Genomic DNA, 15,431 nt, shown 5'->3' with positions numbered 1-15,431 from the left:
GGTTCCGGGCGGCCGGTGCGGGCCGGGACTAGTTGGCGGAGGCCAGCCACAGGTCGGGTCCGAAGACCTCGTAGTGGATCCTGGTCGCCGGAATGCCGGCTTCGATGGCCTGGCTGCGGATGGACTTCATGAAGGGCAGGGGGCCGCAGACATACACGCTGGCCTCGGCGGGCAGTTCGACGTCCTGCAGCGACATGAAGCCGCTGTTGTACCCCTCCGTCGGCTCCTCCAGCCAGAGCTGGAGGTTGGCGCCGTCGAGCTGCTCGATGTCGCCGACCATCTGCTCGCGCAGCGCCCAGGCCTCGAGGCTCTTCTCGGCATGCAGCACCATGACCTCGCGGTCCGAGCCCCGCTGCGCCAGCGAGCGGAGGGCCGAGGCCGAGGGGGTGCAGCCGATGCCGGCCGTCGCGAAGACCAGCGGACCGTCGCCGTCGTCCAGGGTGACGTCGCCGTACGGGTTGGACAGCTCCAGCACGTCGCCCACCTGCACGTTGTTGTGCAGCACCGGGGAGACCTCGCCGCCATCGTCGCGCTTCGTGGTGAAGACGCGGCGCGTGGTCGAATCCACGTCGGCGGAGAGCGAGTACTGCCGACACTGCCGCAGCCCGTCGGGCAGGGCGACCTTGACGCTGACGAACTGGCCGGCAACGGCCCGGGTGACCGGGGTGTCGTCGGCGGGTTCGAGGACGAAGGTGACGCAGCCTGCGCCGGCAAGGGTCTTCTCGACGACCTTCCAGGGGGCCCACATCTTGTCGTTGGCCTGCCGGGCGTAGAGGCCCTTTTCGATCTTGATCAGGGCGTCGGCCATCAGCCAGTACACCTCGGTCCAGGCCTCCGCGATCTCGGCGCTGATGACGTCGGCGAGTTCTTCGGCGATGGCTTCGAAGAGGTACTTGTACACAATCTGGTACTGGTCCTCGGTGATGCCCAGGGAGGTGTGCTTGTTGGCGATGCGGCTGAGCATCTGCTCGGGTGCGAGGTCCGGGGTGGCGACCAGCGCCGACGCGAACGCGGCGATGGAACCGGCCAAGGCCTTCTGCTGTTCGCCGTTGCGCTGGTTGGCGCGGCTGAACAGGCCGTCTAGCAGTTCGGGGTGGGCAGCGAACATGCGCCGGTAGAAGTTGGGGGTGATGGCCCCGAGCCGCTCGCCGACGAGGGGAAGAGTGGCTTCGATGATGGGGCGGGACTTCTCCGAGAGCATCGTTACTCCTTGGGTCAGAGGTGTTTGACGCCTCAAAAGTAGCACCGGAAATGCGGGTTTAAATCCATGTTTCTACAACGTGTAGAAAAGTCCTTTGAATTAGCGGGGAAGCTCCGGCCGGCGTGTGTGCAACATCACAAAAACCGGCTCCATTTGTGACTGGTGCGGCAGGCTCGAGACGACGATGCCGTCGAGCTCACGGTAGAAGGCCTCGCGGGCCCGGCGAAGGGCCCCGCGCAGGCCGCAGTTGTGGTTCAGCGGGCAGCTCCTGCCCTCGGTGCTCTCGCACTCGACGAGGTCTTCGCGCTCGTCCAGTTCGCGCAGCAGCCAGCCCACCGTCGTCGTGCGTCCCCGCGCGCTCAGCCTCACGCCCCCGGAACGTCCGCGGACGGCCTCGACGAGTCCCAGCGAGCGCAGCTTGAGGACCGCCTTGCTGACGTGGTTGTACGGGGTGCCGACGCCGTCGGCGATCGCCTGCGTCGTCAGCAGCTCGCCCTCCGGCGACGCGCTGAGCAGCATCAGGGCGCGCAGGCACACGTCGGCGAAGGCATTGATCCGCATGCTGGCATTTTAGCCCCGCGGGTCAGTTGCTGCCGCCGCCGGCCGGCCAGACGATGCGTTCCTGCGGGTCGATGAAGGGATCGGGATAGATCCACCGGCCGGTGTCATCCGTGCTGTAGGGCTGGATGGCGGCGATGGCCGTGCCCCAGCTGTGTTCGGTGGCGACGTGGATCGCGTCCGTGTCGTGGTCCGGCAGGTAGATGTCGCTGATCACGGCGACGGCGCGGAAGCCGTCCTTCTGCTGCTGCAGCGCGGCGTAGATGTCCTGGATCATCGCGTCCGCGTCGACTTCGCCGGACTCTTCGCCGTCCCCCGGCTCCGGCGGCGCGACGGCGATCAGGCGCAGCTCGCCGTCGTTGTCCAGGACCAGGGCGGCGGGCAGGAAGGCGCCGTGCTCTTCCAGCTGCTCCTGCGCCATGCCCAGGCCGGTGCCGAAGAGGGTGTCGATGTCTTTCAGGATTTCGGGATCGACGCCGTCGCGCCAGGACACGCTCATGCGCCCTGCCTGACGAGGGCGAGGACTTGGTCGCGGATGCGTTCCATGGTGGCCCGGTCGCGGGCTTCGCCGTTGTAGCGGAGGAAGGGTTCGGTGTTGGAGGGGCGGAGGTTGAACCAGAAGGAGCCGTCGGTGGCGGTGACGGTGGTGCCGTCGAGGTTGTCGATGGTGACGTCCTGGCCGAGGCAGGCGTCGAGCACGTGTTCGATGGCTGAGTCCTTGTCCGCGACGGTGGAGTTGATCTCCCCGGAGGCGTGGTAGGGGCTGTATTCGGCGGCGAGCTCGGAGAGCGGCTTGTCCTGGTGGCCGAGGGCGGCCAAGACATGCATGGCGGCGAGCATGCCGGTGTCGGCGTTGAAGAAGTCGCGGAAGTAGTAGTGCGCGGAGTGTTCGCCGCCGAAGACCGCCTGCTCGGCGGCCATGACTGTCTTGATGAAGGAGTGGCCGACGCGGGTGCGGACCGCGCGGCCGCCGTCCGCGGTGACGAGTTCGGGCACGGCGCGGGAGGTGATCAGGTTGTGGATGATCACGGGTTCGGGTTCGCCGGCGGCCTTGGCGCGGGCGATTTCTCGGCGGGCGACGAGCGCGGTGATGGCGGAGGGGGAGACCGGGGCGCCGGTTTCGTCGATCACGAAGCAGCGGTCCGCGTCGCCGTCGAAGGCCAGGCCGAGGTCGGCGCCGTGGGCGGTGACGGCGGCCTGCAGGTCGGCGAGGTTTTCCGGTTCCAGCGGGTTGGCCGGGTGGTTGGGGAAGGTGCCGTCGAGTTCGAAGTAGAGCGGTTCGATCTCCAGCGGCAGGGCGGGGAGGATGGCGTCGCCGAGGACGGCGGGGGTGGTCAGCCCGGCCATGCCGTTGCCGGCGTCGACGACGACCTTCAGCGGCCGGATGCCGGTGAGGTCGACGAGGGAGCGCAGGTAGCCGGCGTAGTCGGCCAGGACGTCGCGTTCGCTGCTGCTGCCGGTGGTGCCGGCGGCCGGGATGCCCTCGGCGAGGTAGCGGGCGGCGGCGTCGCGGATGTCGAAGAGGCCGGTGTCGGAGGAGACCGGCAGGGCGCCGGGCAGGGCCATCTTCATGCCGTTGTACTGGGCCGGGTTGTGCGAGGCGGTGAAGACGACGCCGGCGGCGGACAGGGTGCCGCAGGCGAAGTAGAGCTCGTCGGTGGAGATCAGCCCGAGCATCACGGGGTTCGCGCCGCGGGCGGCGGCGCCGCGGGCGAAGGCCGCCGCGAATTCCGGGGAGGAGGGGCGCATGTCGCCGCCGACCAGCACCGCCTGTCCGGCCAGGCCGAGGACGTCGACGAAGGCCGCGCCGGTGGCCTCGACCGAGGCCGCGGTGATCGTCTCGCCGACAATCCCGCGCACGTCGTAAGCCTTGAAGGACTCCTGGAAAGAAACACTGAGATCGAGACTGGTCACCCGGCCAGCATATAAGCAATGCCTGTGGACAACCCACCGGGAGTGTCAGCCGCGCCTGTAATACTGGGGGACATGGCTGAAACCGAGAGCATGACAGTTCCGCTGGTCGACCAGGCGACGGAGATCCTGCGCCGGCTGGTCGGCAATGAGGCGGCCCGCTTCCACGACGGCCAGTTCGAGGCGGTCGAGGCGCTGGTCGACGGCGGACGCAGGGCCCTGGTGGTGCAGCGCACAGGCTGGGGCAAGTCGGCCGTGTACTTCGTGGCCAGCCTGCTGCTGCGGGCGCGCGGTGCCGGTCCGACCCTGATCGTGTCGCCGCTGCTGGCCCTGATGCGGGACCAGGTCGCCGCGGCGGAGCGCGCCGGTGTCCGCGCGGCCGCCATCAACTCGGCCAACCAGCTGGAGTGGGAAGAGGTGCAGGAGCGGCTGGCAGCGAACAGCGTCGATGTGCTGCTGGTCTCGCCCGAACGGCTGAACAATCCCAAGTTCCGCGACGAGCAGTTGCCCCGGCTCGTGCAGAGCTCCGGCCTCCTGGTGATCGACGAGGCGCACTGCATCTCGGACTGGGGCCACGACTTCCGGCCCGACTACCGGCGGATCCGCGACCTGATCGGGCAGCTGCCGTCGTCGGTACCGGTGCTGGCGACCACGGCCACCGCGAACTCCCGCGTGGTCCACGACATCGAGGAGCAGCTGGGTGCCGCCGCGGGCACGGGCGGCGGGGTGCTGACCATCCGCGGACCACTGGCCCGGGAATCGCTCCGCCTCGGCGTGCTTCGGCTCCCCGGTCCGCGGGCCCGGCTGGGCTGGCTCCTGACCCACCTTGAGGACCTGCCCGGCAGCGGCATCATTTATAGCCTCACGGTGTCCGCCGCGGAAGATACCGCCCGGCTGCTGCGCGAGGCCGGCCACCAGGTGCTCGCCTACACCGGCCGGACCGATCCCGCAGACCGGGAACTGGCCGAGGCGGCGCTGAAGGAGAACCGCGTAAAGGCGCTGGTGGCCACGAGCGCCCTCGGCATGGGATTCGACAAGCCGGACCTGGGTTTCGTGGTGCATCTCGGCGCGCCGTCCTCTCCGGTCGCCTACTACCAGCAGGTGGGCCGCGCCGGCCGTGGTACTCCCAACGCGGACGTGCTGCTGCTGCCCGGTGCGGAGGACCGGGACATCTGGGAGTACTTCGCGACTGCCTCGATGCCGAACGAGGGCACCGCCCACGCCGTGCTGCGCGAGCTCGCGGCGCCCGGGACCGTGCTCTCCACGGCCGCGCTGGAAACCCTCGTCAACCTGAAACGCTCGCCCCTGGAGCTGCTGCTCAAGGTCCTGTCCGTGGACGGGGCCGTGCGCAAGGTGGGCGGCGGCTGGGAAGGCACCGGACAGCCGTGGACCTACGACCGCGACCGCTACGCGCGGATCGCGAAGGCGCGGGTGGCCGAGCAGAACGCCATGCTGGATTACGAGAATACCAGCGGCTGCCGGATGGAGTTCCTCGCACGGGAGCTCGACGACCCTGCGGCGGCTCCGTGCGGGCGCTGCGACACCTGCGCCGGGGCCTGGTATCCGGACACCGTGGCCGCCGAAGCGACCGAAAGCGCCGGCGCCTCCCTGCAGCGCGCCGGCGTCGAACTGGAGCCCCGGGCCATGTGGCCCACCGGGATGTCCCGGCTCGGGGTGGAGGTCAAGGGCAAGATCGGCCCGGCCGAGGCGAATACGACCGGCCGCGCGCTGGCCCGCCTCACGGACCTCGGCTGGGGCGGCCGGCTGCGCGAGATCTTCGGCCGGGACGCCGCGGACGGCCCGCTGGATCCGCAGACGCTGCAGGCCTGCGTGCGCGTCCTGGCCGAATGGGGCTGGACCGAACGCCCGGTGGCGGTCGTGAGCGTCCCTTCCCGCAGCCGCCCGCAGCTGGTCCAGTCGCTGGCCCGCGGCCTGTCCGAGATCGGCCGGCTGCCCTACCTGGGCGAGCTCGCCGTTCCCCAGGGCGGTCCGAGGAACGGCCCGGGCGGCAACAGCGCCTTCCGGCTGGCGGATGTCTGGGACCAGTTCCAGGTGCCGGACGGCGGCGAGGCTTGGCTGGCGGAGAACCCCGGACCGGTGCTCCTGGTCGACGACCTCGCCGACAGCCGCTGGACGCTCACCGTCGCGGGCCGGGCCCTGCGCCGGGCCGGCGCCGCGTCCGTGCTGCCCTTTGTGCTGGCCCTCAAGGCCTGACCGGCAGCCGGCGGGCGGCCCTCGCCGGCTAGCGGACCCGGATCGCGGGGACGTGCTCGGGCAGGTCCGCGCCCTCCAGGACGTTTTCGTAGCTCGAGGAGAGATGCCCGATGTCGAGCGCCTGGATGCCCTTGGCCGCGAGCATGTCGGCGGCGACGGTGGCGGCCGGCCCGAGCGAGAGCAGGACCAGGTCGCGGCCCGTGTCCTCGATCTCGCCGACCAGCCGGTCCAGGTCGAAGAAGGCGTCCGTCGGCGTGGAGTAGACCTCGGTGACGCTGCCGAGGTTGTCGAACAGGGCCGGCACGAGGTCGAACCGGGAGCCGCGGCCGGTCACGACGGCCGCGTCGCGGCCTTCCCACACCGAGCGCCAGGCGTCCACGGCGTCCTGGCCATGGTGCTCGAAGAACATCGGCCGGGTGACGTGCGAGTTCGCGAACCGCTCCTGCGTGGCGACCATGGGCCTCAGGAAGTGCCAGGTCTCGGCGAAGACGATCGACCAATGGATGCCCATGAAAACCTGCGGCATCCCGAGGAGCGTGTGCTCGGAGGGGTTGACCAGGACGCGCTGGAGCGCCAGCATCAGCTCGGGCGAATTGCGGTGGAACTTCAGCTTGTGCTCAAGCCGGTACATCAGCCGGAATTCCCCGTCCCCGAAACGGGCCAGGCTCTTTCGCTCGGTGCGGAGCACGTCGATGGTCTCCATGAAACCGAGCTGGCGGACCTGCAGGACTTCGCCGACCTCCCGGCGGATCGGAGCCATGTTGACGTGCCGGATATTTTCCACGGCGTCACGCATCCGCTTGGTCTCCAGCGACGTCTTCGCGAGCGGGCCATCGATGGCCTCCCGCAGGAACCGGTTCTGTTCGGTCAGCAGCTTCCCGTGCCGTTCAAGCAACCTGTTCTGCTGTTCGAGCAGGGCAGCCTGCTGGCGCATCAGCGCGACCTTTTGGGCAGCAGCGCCCGTGATGAGACGTTTGACCCGCTTAGCAATTGGCACTTTGTGAAACCCCCCGGTGCAGAAGAACCCGGCCGAAAAAGGTCGGGAATAACGACGGAATTCTACCGTCAGCCGGGGGCCTTCTCCGCCACCAACGCAAAAGGCCCCTGCGGTGTCCTTGCGGAACCGTCAGGGGCCTGACGCGGAGACGGGGGGATTTGAACCCCCGGTCGAGTTTAACCCCGACCCTTCATTAGCAGTGAAGTCCATTCGGCCGCTCTGGCACGTCTCCAGGTGCTGTTGCCAGCCCATCAAGACTACCCAGAATTTCCGGCCAGATCAAAACCAGCTCCGGCTGCGGGGAGCAAGGGCGGGCCTCCCGCCGAGGCGGCTCAGTTCGTGAGCGCGCGCCACAGGAACGCATGGGAGAGCGCCTGCAGCCGGGCCGCCTGCCTATTGTCGCTTGCGCCGGCGTGCCCGCCTTCCAGCGCCTCGTGGAACCACACGTTCTCCACGCCGAGCCCCAGCATCCTGGCCGCCATCTTCCGGGCCTGCGCCGGCCCGACCCGGTCATCCGAGGTCGCCGTCCAGATGAGCGTGTCCGGGTAGTCCGCGCCGGCTTCCAGCAGGTGGTACGGGGAGAACGTGCGGATGAACTCCCACTGCGCCGGATCGGCGGGATCCCCGTACTCCGCAATCCAGGAGGAGCCGGCCGACAATTGCGTGTAGCGGGCCATGTCCAGCAGCGGCACGCCGCAGGAGACGGCGCCGAACAGGTCCGGGTAGCCGGCGAGCATGTTGCCCACCAGCAGCCCGCCGTTGGAGCCGCCGGCGCAGCCCAGGCAGTCGCGCGAGGCGACGCCGCGGTCGACCAGGTCGCGCGCCACGGCGGCGAAGTCCTCGTACGACCGGTGCCGGTGGGCCTGCAGGGCGGCCCGGTGCCAGCCCGGCCCGTACTCGCCGCCGCCGCGGATGTTGGCCAGCACGTACACGCCCCGGCGTCCGGCCTCGTCGCGCCGCTGCAGCCAGGCGCGCCCGGTCACGCCGCTGTAGGCGGGAGTGCGGCTCACCTCGAAGCCGCCATACCCGGCCAGCAGGGTCGGGTTGCCGCCGTCGTACTCCAGGTCCCTGGGCCCGATCTGGAAGTACGGCACCTTGGTGCCGTCCGCGGACACCGCGAAGTGCTGCTCCACGCTGTAGGCGGCGGCATCGAAGAACGACGGCGACTGCTTCACTTCCGTCGCGGGCCCTCCGATCGTGCCGCGCGAGAGCGTGGAAGGGGTGAGGAAGCCGGTGGCCACGAGCCAGTAGTCGTCGCCGTCCTCCTCGTCCACCGCGTAGGCCTCCACCGAATGCAGCGGCGGGCAGGCGTCCAGTTCCTCGGCGGCCCAGCCCGCCGCCGGATCCAGCACGAGGATCCGGGACGAGACGTCCTGCAGGAGATTCAGCAGCAGGTAGCCGGCGGTCCAGCTCCAGGACTGCAGGGAAGTGTTCGCGTCCGGCGGGAACAGCACGGCCAGGTCCCGGCTGCCGGCCAGGAAGTCCTCGAGTCCGATGGCCAAAAGCGACCCCGCCGGAAAGGTTTCCTCGGCGGGCTGCCAGTCCGTCTGCGGCCGCAGCGTCAGCCACTGCCGGTGCAGGCCGACTTCCACGTCGGTCGGCACGTCGATCGGCAGCCAGTCCCCGCCGCGGCGCAGGTAGGTGCGGGCGTTGAAGAAGTCGATCACGTCCACCGCGAGTTCGCGTTCGAAGCCCGGCGTGGGATCGTGCACCGCCTGGGCGAGCAGATGGTCCCCGGGGATCTCGAAGTACGGCTCGGCCTCCGCCAGGGCGGCCCCGCGGCGCAGGATGCGGCTGGTGCGCGGGTAGGACGAACCGGTCATGGAGCCGGGCCCGTAGTCCGTGCCGAGCAGCAGGCTGTCCCCGTCCAGCCAGCTGCAGCGGCTTTTGGCCGCGGGGATGTCGAAGCCGCCGGGCACGAAGGCGCGCTCCTCGACGTCGAACTCGCGGATTCGCACCGCGTCGCCGCCGTCGGGGGAGAGCCGCAGCAGCGCCCGCCGGTAGCTGGTGCCGTCCGCCGGGCGGAGGAACTGCGCGCCCGCGTAAACCCAGTCGATGCCCTCGTCCGCCGCGAGCGCGTCCACATCCAGCAGGACCTCCCACTCCGGGCTGTCCGCCAGGTAGCCCGCCCAGCTGGTCCGCCGCCACAGGCCGCGCGAGTTCCGCCGGTCCCGCCAGAAGTTGTAGTAGTAGCCGCCGCGCTTCGTGACGGAGGGGATCCGGTCCTCGGAGTCCAGCACGCCGAGGATGTCCTCCTCCAGCCGCCGGAAGTCCCCGTCCACCAGCCGGGCCTCCGTTCGCGCGTTCTGCCGGCGGACCCACTCCAGCGGCTCCGGGCCGTGGGTGTCCTCGAGCCAGATGAAATCGTCCGCGGGAAGGTGGCCGTGTTCCGTCATGCCTCCCATCCTAGGCAGACCCGGTCTTTCGGCTCCGCTTCGGCGCCCCGGCTCCGGCTCGAGCGGGAGCCGGGAACCAAACCGGAGCCGGCGCCGCCGTTAAGCTAGGGGCTATGGATTCCGAGCACGGCCACCGCGTGGCGATTGTGGGCGCCGGGCCGCGCGGCCTCTCCGTGCTGGAACGGCTCCTGGCTAGGCTCCCGCAGCGGCCGCAGGAACGGAAACCGCAGATCCATCTGATCGACCCGTTTCCGCCCGGCCCGGGTCACGTCTGGCGGCACGGGCAGTCGCGGCTGTTCCTGATGAATACCCCGTCGCTGTTCCCCACGGTCGTGCCCGGGGACGGGCTCGACGCCGGTGCCGTGCCTTCCGTAGCCGGCCTCACCTTCGATGCGTGGCGCGAGGGCGTGGCCGCCGGGTCGATCGGCGGCGTGCCCGCGGAAGACCGGGACGAGGCGGCGGCGCTGGCGCCGTCGGACTTCCCCAGCAGGCTGCTCTACGGGCGCTACCTGGCGTGGATCTTCTCCCGGCTGGCCGAGGAGGCCGGAGCCAGGGCGGCGCTCTCCGTCCACACCACCGAGGCCGTGCGGCTGTACCGGCACGGTGGCGGTTACCGGCTGGACCTGGCTGACGGCGGCGAGCTGGAGGCGGACGCCGTCGTCCTGGCGCTGGGGCACCTGCCCACCGCCCTGAACCCGGAGCAGCAGCGCCTCCAAGACGAGGCCGCCCGCTTCGGCCTGCACTACCTCCCGCCGAACGTGCCGCCGGACCTGGACTTCAAGCGGATCCCCGCGGGCCGCACCGTGCTGGTCCGGGGCATGGGACTGAACTTTTTCGATGTGATGATCCAGCTGACCGAAGGCCGCGGCGGAAAGTTCCTGCCGGCGTCGGACTCCGAACCCCTGCGGTACCTGCCGTCGGGCAAGGAGCCCCGACTCGTTGCCGCGTCGCGCCGCGGCACGCCGTACCGGGCCAAGGCCAGGCTGGAGAGCTACCTGCCGACGAGCCTGGACATGCGCTGGTTCACCCCGGCGGCGGCGCGGCTGTTCGCGGAGACCGGCGTGCAGCCGGGCTTCGACCATGACCTCTGGCCGCTGCTGCAGCGGGACGTGCTCTGGGCCTACTACTCCACGCTGGTGCGCGTGGAACCGCAGGCCGTGTCCGTGCCCGCGCGGGATTTCCTGGACGGCCTGCAGGAGCTGTTCGCGCGAAAGTCCACTCCGGGCAGCCGGGTGCTGCTGAACGCCGTGCACGCCTATCTTGCCGAGCGGATCCTGCCGGAACGGCTGCTCGATGTCGAGGCGCTGGCGAAGCCGTTTGCCGGCCGGAAGTTCGCCTCTGCCGAGGAGTACCAAGCGGCGATGCTCGGGTACCTCGAGGCGGATGCCGCCGGGTCGGCCCGCGGGGAGGACGACCCGCTGAAGATGGCCATCGGTGCGCTGAACGCGGGCCGCAGTCTGCTGAAAGAGATTGTCGCGGACGGAGGCCTGACCGAAGAGTCGTGGCTGGCCGAGCTGCGCGGCTGGTTCGAACCGCTGGTGGAAGGGCTCGCCAGCGGCCCTCCGGCGCAGCGGATCGAGCAACTCGCGGCACTGGCGCGCGCCGGCCTGGTGGACTTCGTCGGGCCTGATCCGCACTTCGAGGTGGAGCCGGAGACGGGCCGCTTCCGCGCCACCTCGCCCTGGGTGGACGGCGCCTCCTATTCCGGCGCCTACCTGGTCGAAGCGATGATGCCGGCGAACCGCGTGGCCCACAACGTCTCGCCGCTGCTGCGCCACCTGCTCGAGGACGGTCTGGCCCGGACCAAGCTGATGCTCGGGCCGGATCGCCTGCCGGTGCCCACCTCCGGACTGGACGTGACCCTGCCGCCCTACCGCGCGGTCGGGGCCAACGGGCAGCCCACCCGCAACCTGTACGTCCTGGGCCTGCAGCTCTCCTCCGCCCAGTGGGGCACGGCGATCGCCGCCGAGGCCGGGGCGCCACCGGAACAGGGCAGCCGCACCCTCAAGGACGCGGACGACATCGCCGGGCACATCCTGGGTGCAGCCGAAGACCCGCTACCGGTTGCGGGCGGCTTCATCCCGCCGCGTCTTGATGAAGGTATCAACGACGTCCCATAGCGTGACACCGACGATGACGACGACGGCGGTGGCGGCGACCGAGGACTCGGCGGACGTCCACCAGGTCAGCCGGTCGAGGAACTCCGGATTGAGCAGCGCGTCGGCGGACAGCAGCCACAGGGCCGGCAGCGCGAAGGCCAGATCCAGCACGAGGTTGAAGGCGAACAGCGGCCAGCGCCAGCCGCCCGTGCGGTACCGGAAGATTTCCAGCGCGGCGCCGGCCAGCATGACGGCGATGAAGTAGGGCAGCCAGAAGCTCCAGAGCGCGGGGTCGAGCAGCGGCACCGGCACGCCGTCGACGACGAACGGCGAGCGGAACTGCTGCCAGACGATGTAGCCTGCCACGGCCAGGGACAGCACCACGGAGACGATGGTGTCTCCGAGCCGCGGCTGGCCCTGCGCAGGCACGTCGCGAAGCTGCTCCGGCTGCCAGCGGGTGAGCGGCTTGCCGCTGCCGGTCCGTTCCAGCACGGCGAAGACCGCGGTCACCCAGAAGCACAGCTGCACGAATACGCCCAGCGTGGTCGTGACGGCGTTGGCGGCTGTCTGGCCGGGGTCGCCGTGCGCCAGCAGGTTGCCCAAGATGACGCCGATGGCCGTCAGCGGCAGGATCACCGCAAGCAGCACCGCCAGCAGCCGCACATAGTCCGGGTAGAGTGCCGGGCCGATCAGCTGCAGCGGGCGGCTCGAGTACTCGGCGGCGAGGCGGACCGGATCGCCAAGCTCCAGCAGGGCTGCCCGTTCGGCCGCGTCCGGTTCCTCGCCCGCGGCAAGGCGGGCCTCCGTCAGGTCGGCAATGGCGGCCGCGGTGTCCCTTTCGACGTCGGAACGCTGGTCCTCGGGGACGCCGCGCGCCACCGCGGCGACGTAGCGTTGGGGGAGGGTTGCCATGGTGGCTCCTAGGATTCTCGGGCGGGCGGAGTGGGGCGCAGGGCGGTGATGGCCTGGTGCAGCGACTGCCATTCGTCGAGCAGCTGCTCCAGTACTTGGGTGCCGGCGGGGCTGGTCCGGTAGAACTTGCGCGGCCGGGATTCGCCCGTGTTCCAGGCCGCCTCAAGCAGGCCCTGCTTCTCGAGGCGGCGCAGCAGCGGATACAGCGTGTTCGCGTCAACCGACAGCCCTGCCTGCTCCAAGGTGTCCAGCAGGGCGTAGCCGTAGCCCGGGGTCGAGAGCGTCGCCAGGCAGGCGACCACCACCGTTCCGCGGCGCAGCTCCTGCAGGTGTCCCGAGAGGCTGTCGTCAGTGCTCATGGTCAAACAATACTGTGTGTCACACACTATTGTCGGTGCTCTAGCAAGACGGACGCGGCGGGAGGCGCGACCGCCGTCGTCGTTCACCGCTGCCTTGGCACACGGCAAGGGCCGGCGCCCGGAACAATCCCGGACGCCGGCCCTCGCGGTCTCCACAGCGGAGAGTCAGCGGCTGTGTGCCTGCTCCTTCGCCGTTGGCAGGTCCAGGCCGACGATGAGCGGGTCATGGTCGCTGGCCCGGTAGGCGTCCGGTGCATAGAAGTCCGTGACGTTGTAGTTGTAGCGGCTGTACTCCAGCGCGACGGATTCCACCGAGTTGATGTTCCAGACGTCTGCCCCCGCCACGGTGGCGTCGGCGGACGGCGAGGCGAAGATGTGGTCGAGCGAGCCGACCATGCCGTCGAAGCTGTAGGTGTGCTCGCCGGTCTTTTCGCCCTGGTCCACGTAGCCCGCGTCGCGGAGCACCCGGATGGGATCTTCCTGCGCGTAGGAGTTGAAGTCACCGGTCAGGAAGACCTTGTCCGTGCTGAACTGCTCCTGCAGCCCGTCGGCGAAGGCCACCAGGGACTCGGCCTGGGCGGTCCGCGCCGCGTTCCAGGCACCCTGGCCGTGGTCCGCGTTGTCGCCGGTAGCCCCGCCTGAGCCCTTCGACTTGAAGTGGTTGGCCACCACGATGAACTTGGTGCCGGCGCCGCCGGCCTTGACCTTGAAGGTCTGCGCCAGCGGCTTGCGCGCGTTGGCGAAGGCGTCGGTGTCATTGTGGATGACGGACTCGTCGATGGTCTGGACCGCATCCTTCTTGTAGATGAACGCCGTGCGGATGAAGTCCTCGTCAGCCAGGGACGGCAGTTCCTCCGGCGACCGGACGTAGTCCCAGTCCGCAGGCTCGCCCTTGGCCGCCAGGGCCTCGTTCAGGGCCGCGGTCAGGGTCGCCAGGGCGGCGTCGCGGTCCTTGCCGAACTTTGCGGAGTTCTCGATCTCCTCAAGGGCGACGACGTCGGCATCGAGGGCGTTGATGGCGGCGACGATCTTCGCTTCCTGGCGTTCCAGGTTCTCGGCGTCATAGGCGCCGCGGGCGTCGCAGTTGCGCGCGCTGACCGGGTTGCCGTCGCGGTCCGTGTAGGCCTCGCAGCCGGCCAGCTGGTCGCCGGTGGTGGTGAAGTAGTTCAGCACGTTGAAGGACGCAATGCTGACGTTGCCACCCACTTCCTCCGGTGCGTCGGTGCGGGTATTGGAGAACGACGCCGGCTGCAGGCCCGCGCTGTCGTCTCCCGTCAGTTCACCCACGGGCTGGAAGCGCCAGAGGTCGAAGCGGTAGTCGAGGACGACGTCGCCGGTGAAGTCGGCGGCGGAGCCGATGCGGACCGGATCCTCCGGGGTCAGGTACGGCAGCGGGATGTCCTTGTTCCGGTCGCTGCCCAGGAAGTTGGTGCTGGCGCCGTCATCCAGGGTCACGGCGAGGGCGGCGTTCTTCTCCGTCTCGGCCCAGAAGGCGTCCGAGCCGTACGCGCCGACGGCAGTGGGCTGGACGAGCGGCATCTCGCCGGCGGCCAGGCCGATCTCGCCGTACTGGTTCAGCGCGTAGTTGTCCGTGACGGTGAAGCTACCCTCGGGCCGCAGCAGCATGCCCTCGAGCTTCTCCCGGTCCGCGTCCGTGGCGGGCCACTCGACGGCGGCGGCCTTGACGGCCTCGGCCGATTCGTCGAGCGTGGTGAGGCCCCCGTCGTTGACGGTCAGCTGGGTCATGCCGAAGTGCTCGGCGACCTTGCCGGCCACTTCGACATGGTCGCCGATGGCGACCTCGTCCACGGTGGCGGGGGAGTAGACGAAGATGCCGTCGGACGCAGTACGCTCCGCCGCGTTATCCTCGCCGCCGGTGCCCGGAGTCTGCATGTAGTAGCCGTTGAACCCGCCGCTGGGGTAGGCGGCGGTGACGACGCCGCGGGTGGCGACGGTTTGGCCGACGAGCGGGGAAACGTTTGACGTGCCTTGGATTTCGGCAATGGTCCGCAGGGCCGGAGCTTCAGGCTCGGGTTCCGGCTCGGGCTGGGACTCCGGCGCGGTTCCGCCGGAGGCAACCGGGGTGACCGCAGCGCTGAGGCTGAAGTCCTCGGCGTTGTTGTCGGTATCCAGCCCGCCGGAGCGGTTCATCGAGAGCGGGTTCGTGGTGCCGTTGGGGGAGGCGGCCGCCGCCGTCTCGTAGGTGTTGGAGCTGCCGTAGCCGAGCAGGTCCACCACCCGCTCGTCCTCCAGCACCGAACCCGTGGCCATTCCCGTGAGCGCGGTGGCCTGGCCGGCCAGCACGATGGTGCCGGAGCTGCCCGAAGGATTCAGCGCGCCGCTGGCCTGGTCTGCCTCGGGCAACGCCGCGCCGGTGCCGCCGTTGCTGCCGCCCTGGACCAGGAAGTAGCCGTTGGCCGGGATGGTGCCCTTCAGTGCCACCACCCCGGTGGGCGCGGAGGTGCCGCCCGAGGAGCGGTACTGCAGCGACATGCCGTCGAGTGTGACCGGCGCGTCGGTGGGATTGAACAGTTCGACGAACTTGTGGGTGTACGGCGCGTTGGCGCTGCCGCCATTGACGTACGCCTCATTAATCACGACGGCGGCGTCCGTGTTGATGCCTGCGGGCTGGGCTGCCGTTGCGGGCTGGGCTGCGGCTGCGGGTAGCGCTGCAAAGCCGGAGGCAAGAACGCCGGCGGCGATGGCGCCGCAGGCTGCCGGTTTCCAGGGTTTCCTGGTCATGGTTCTCTTTCCTTGGTGCGGGTGATGGGGACTAGGTCAAAG

11 protein-coding genes and 1 tRNA gene are annotated in these 15,431 nt (G+C 69.9%); 2 read left to right on the top strand and 10 right to left on the bottom strand.

What is annotated here, in order from left to right:
* Window positions 1-28: 28 nt before the first annotated feature.
* The 4 genes from OC550_RS20685 to OC550_RS20670 form a co-directional block, all read right to left on the bottom strand.
* Window positions 29-1,201, bottom strand: a complete 1,173-nt coding sequence (locus tag OC550_RS20685; protein ID WP_262107832.1) for a globin domain-containing protein — start codon at window positions 1,199-1,201, stop codon at window positions 29-31.
* 99 nt (window positions 1,202-1,300) lie between these two features.
* Window positions 1,301-1,762, bottom strand: coding sequence for an Rrf2 family transcriptional regulator (locus OC550_RS20680; protein ID WP_262107831.1), 462 nt, complete (start codon window positions 1,760-1,762; stop codon window positions 1,301-1,303).
* A gap of 22 nt (window positions 1,763-1,784) precedes the next feature.
* A complete protein-coding gene (locus OC550_RS20675) occupies window positions 1,785-2,258 on the bottom strand; it encodes a hypothetical protein (RefSeq protein WP_262107830.1) in 474 nt (157 codons plus the stop codon).
* Window positions 2,255-3,673, bottom strand: a complete 1,419-nt coding sequence (locus OC550_RS20670; protein WP_262107829.1) for a phosphomannomutase/phosphoglucomutase — start codon at window positions 3,671-3,673, stop codon at window positions 2,255-2,257. The genes OC550_RS20675 and OC550_RS20670 overlap by 4 nt, the downstream gene beginning before the upstream one ends.
* A 72-nt stretch (window positions 3,674-3,745) precedes the next feature.
* Here OC550_RS20670 and OC550_RS20665 point away from each other — a divergent pair, with 72 nt between their 5' ends.
* Complete coding sequence (locus tag OC550_RS20665) at window positions 3,746-5,884, top strand: RecQ family ATP-dependent DNA helicase (protein ID WP_262107828.1); 2,139 nt, start codon at window positions 3,746-3,748, stop codon at window positions 5,882-5,884.
* Window positions 5,885-5,912: 28 nt separating this feature from the next.
* Here OC550_RS20665 and OC550_RS20660 read toward each other — a convergent pair whose 3' ends face one another.
* The 3 genes from OC550_RS20660 to OC550_RS20650 form a co-directional block, all read right to left on the bottom strand.
* Window positions 5,913-6,818, bottom strand: coding sequence for a GT-D fold domain-containing glycosyltransferase (locus OC550_RS20660; protein ID WP_262107827.1), 906 nt, complete (start codon window positions 6,816-6,818; stop codon window positions 5,913-5,915).
* Between the two features lie 206 nt (window positions 6,819-7,024).
* Window positions 7,025-7,113: transfer RNA gene (locus OC550_RS20655), tRNA-Ser, on the bottom strand.
* A 100-nt stretch (window positions 7,114-7,213) separates the two neighbouring features.
* Complete coding sequence (locus tag OC550_RS20650) at window positions 7,214-9,277, bottom strand: prolyl oligopeptidase family protein (protein WP_262107826.1); 2,064 nt, start codon at window positions 9,275-9,277, stop codon at window positions 7,214-7,216.
* A 113-nt stretch (window positions 9,278-9,390) separates the two neighbouring features.
* Between OC550_RS20650 and OC550_RS20645 the strand changes: the two genes are divergently transcribed.
* Entirely contained in the window at window positions 9,391-11,397 is a 2,007-nt protein-coding gene (locus OC550_RS20645) for an FAD/NAD(P)-binding domain-containing protein (RefSeq protein WP_262107825.1), read from the top strand.
* Here OC550_RS20645 and OC550_RS20640 read toward each other — a convergent pair.
* From OC550_RS20640 to OC550_RS20630, 3 genes are all read right to left on the bottom strand, one after another.
* Window positions 11,335-12,288 carry a hypothetical protein gene (locus OC550_RS20640; RefSeq protein WP_262107824.1) on the bottom strand — a complete coding sequence of 318 codons (954 nt, stop codon included), beginning with the start codon at window positions 12,286-12,288 and terminating at the stop codon, window positions 11,335-11,337. The genes OC550_RS20645 and OC550_RS20640 overlap by 63 nt on opposite strands.
* Window positions 12,289-12,296: 8 nt before the next feature.
* Window positions 12,297-12,647: a PadR family transcriptional regulator gene (locus tag OC550_RS20635; RefSeq protein ID WP_262107823.1), complete on the bottom strand. Its 351-nt coding sequence runs from the start codon at window positions 12,645-12,647 to the stop codon at window positions 12,297-12,299.
* Between the two features lie 165 nt (window positions 12,648-12,812).
* Complete coding sequence (locus OC550_RS20630; protein WP_262107822.1) at window positions 12,813-15,389, bottom strand: ExeM/NucH family extracellular endonuclease; 2,577 nt, start codon at window positions 15,387-15,389, stop codon at window positions 12,813-12,815.
* Window positions 15,390-15,431 lie beyond the last annotated feature (42 nt).

This window comes from Arthrobacter sp. Marseille-P9274, assembly GCF_946892675.1.
Classification (GTDB): Bacteria; Actinomycetota; Actinomycetes; order Actinomycetales; family Micrococcaceae; genus Crystallibacter.
The sequence above is the reverse complement of the archived record's forward strand: the minus strand, read 5'-3'. Positions and strand labels throughout refer to the sequence as shown.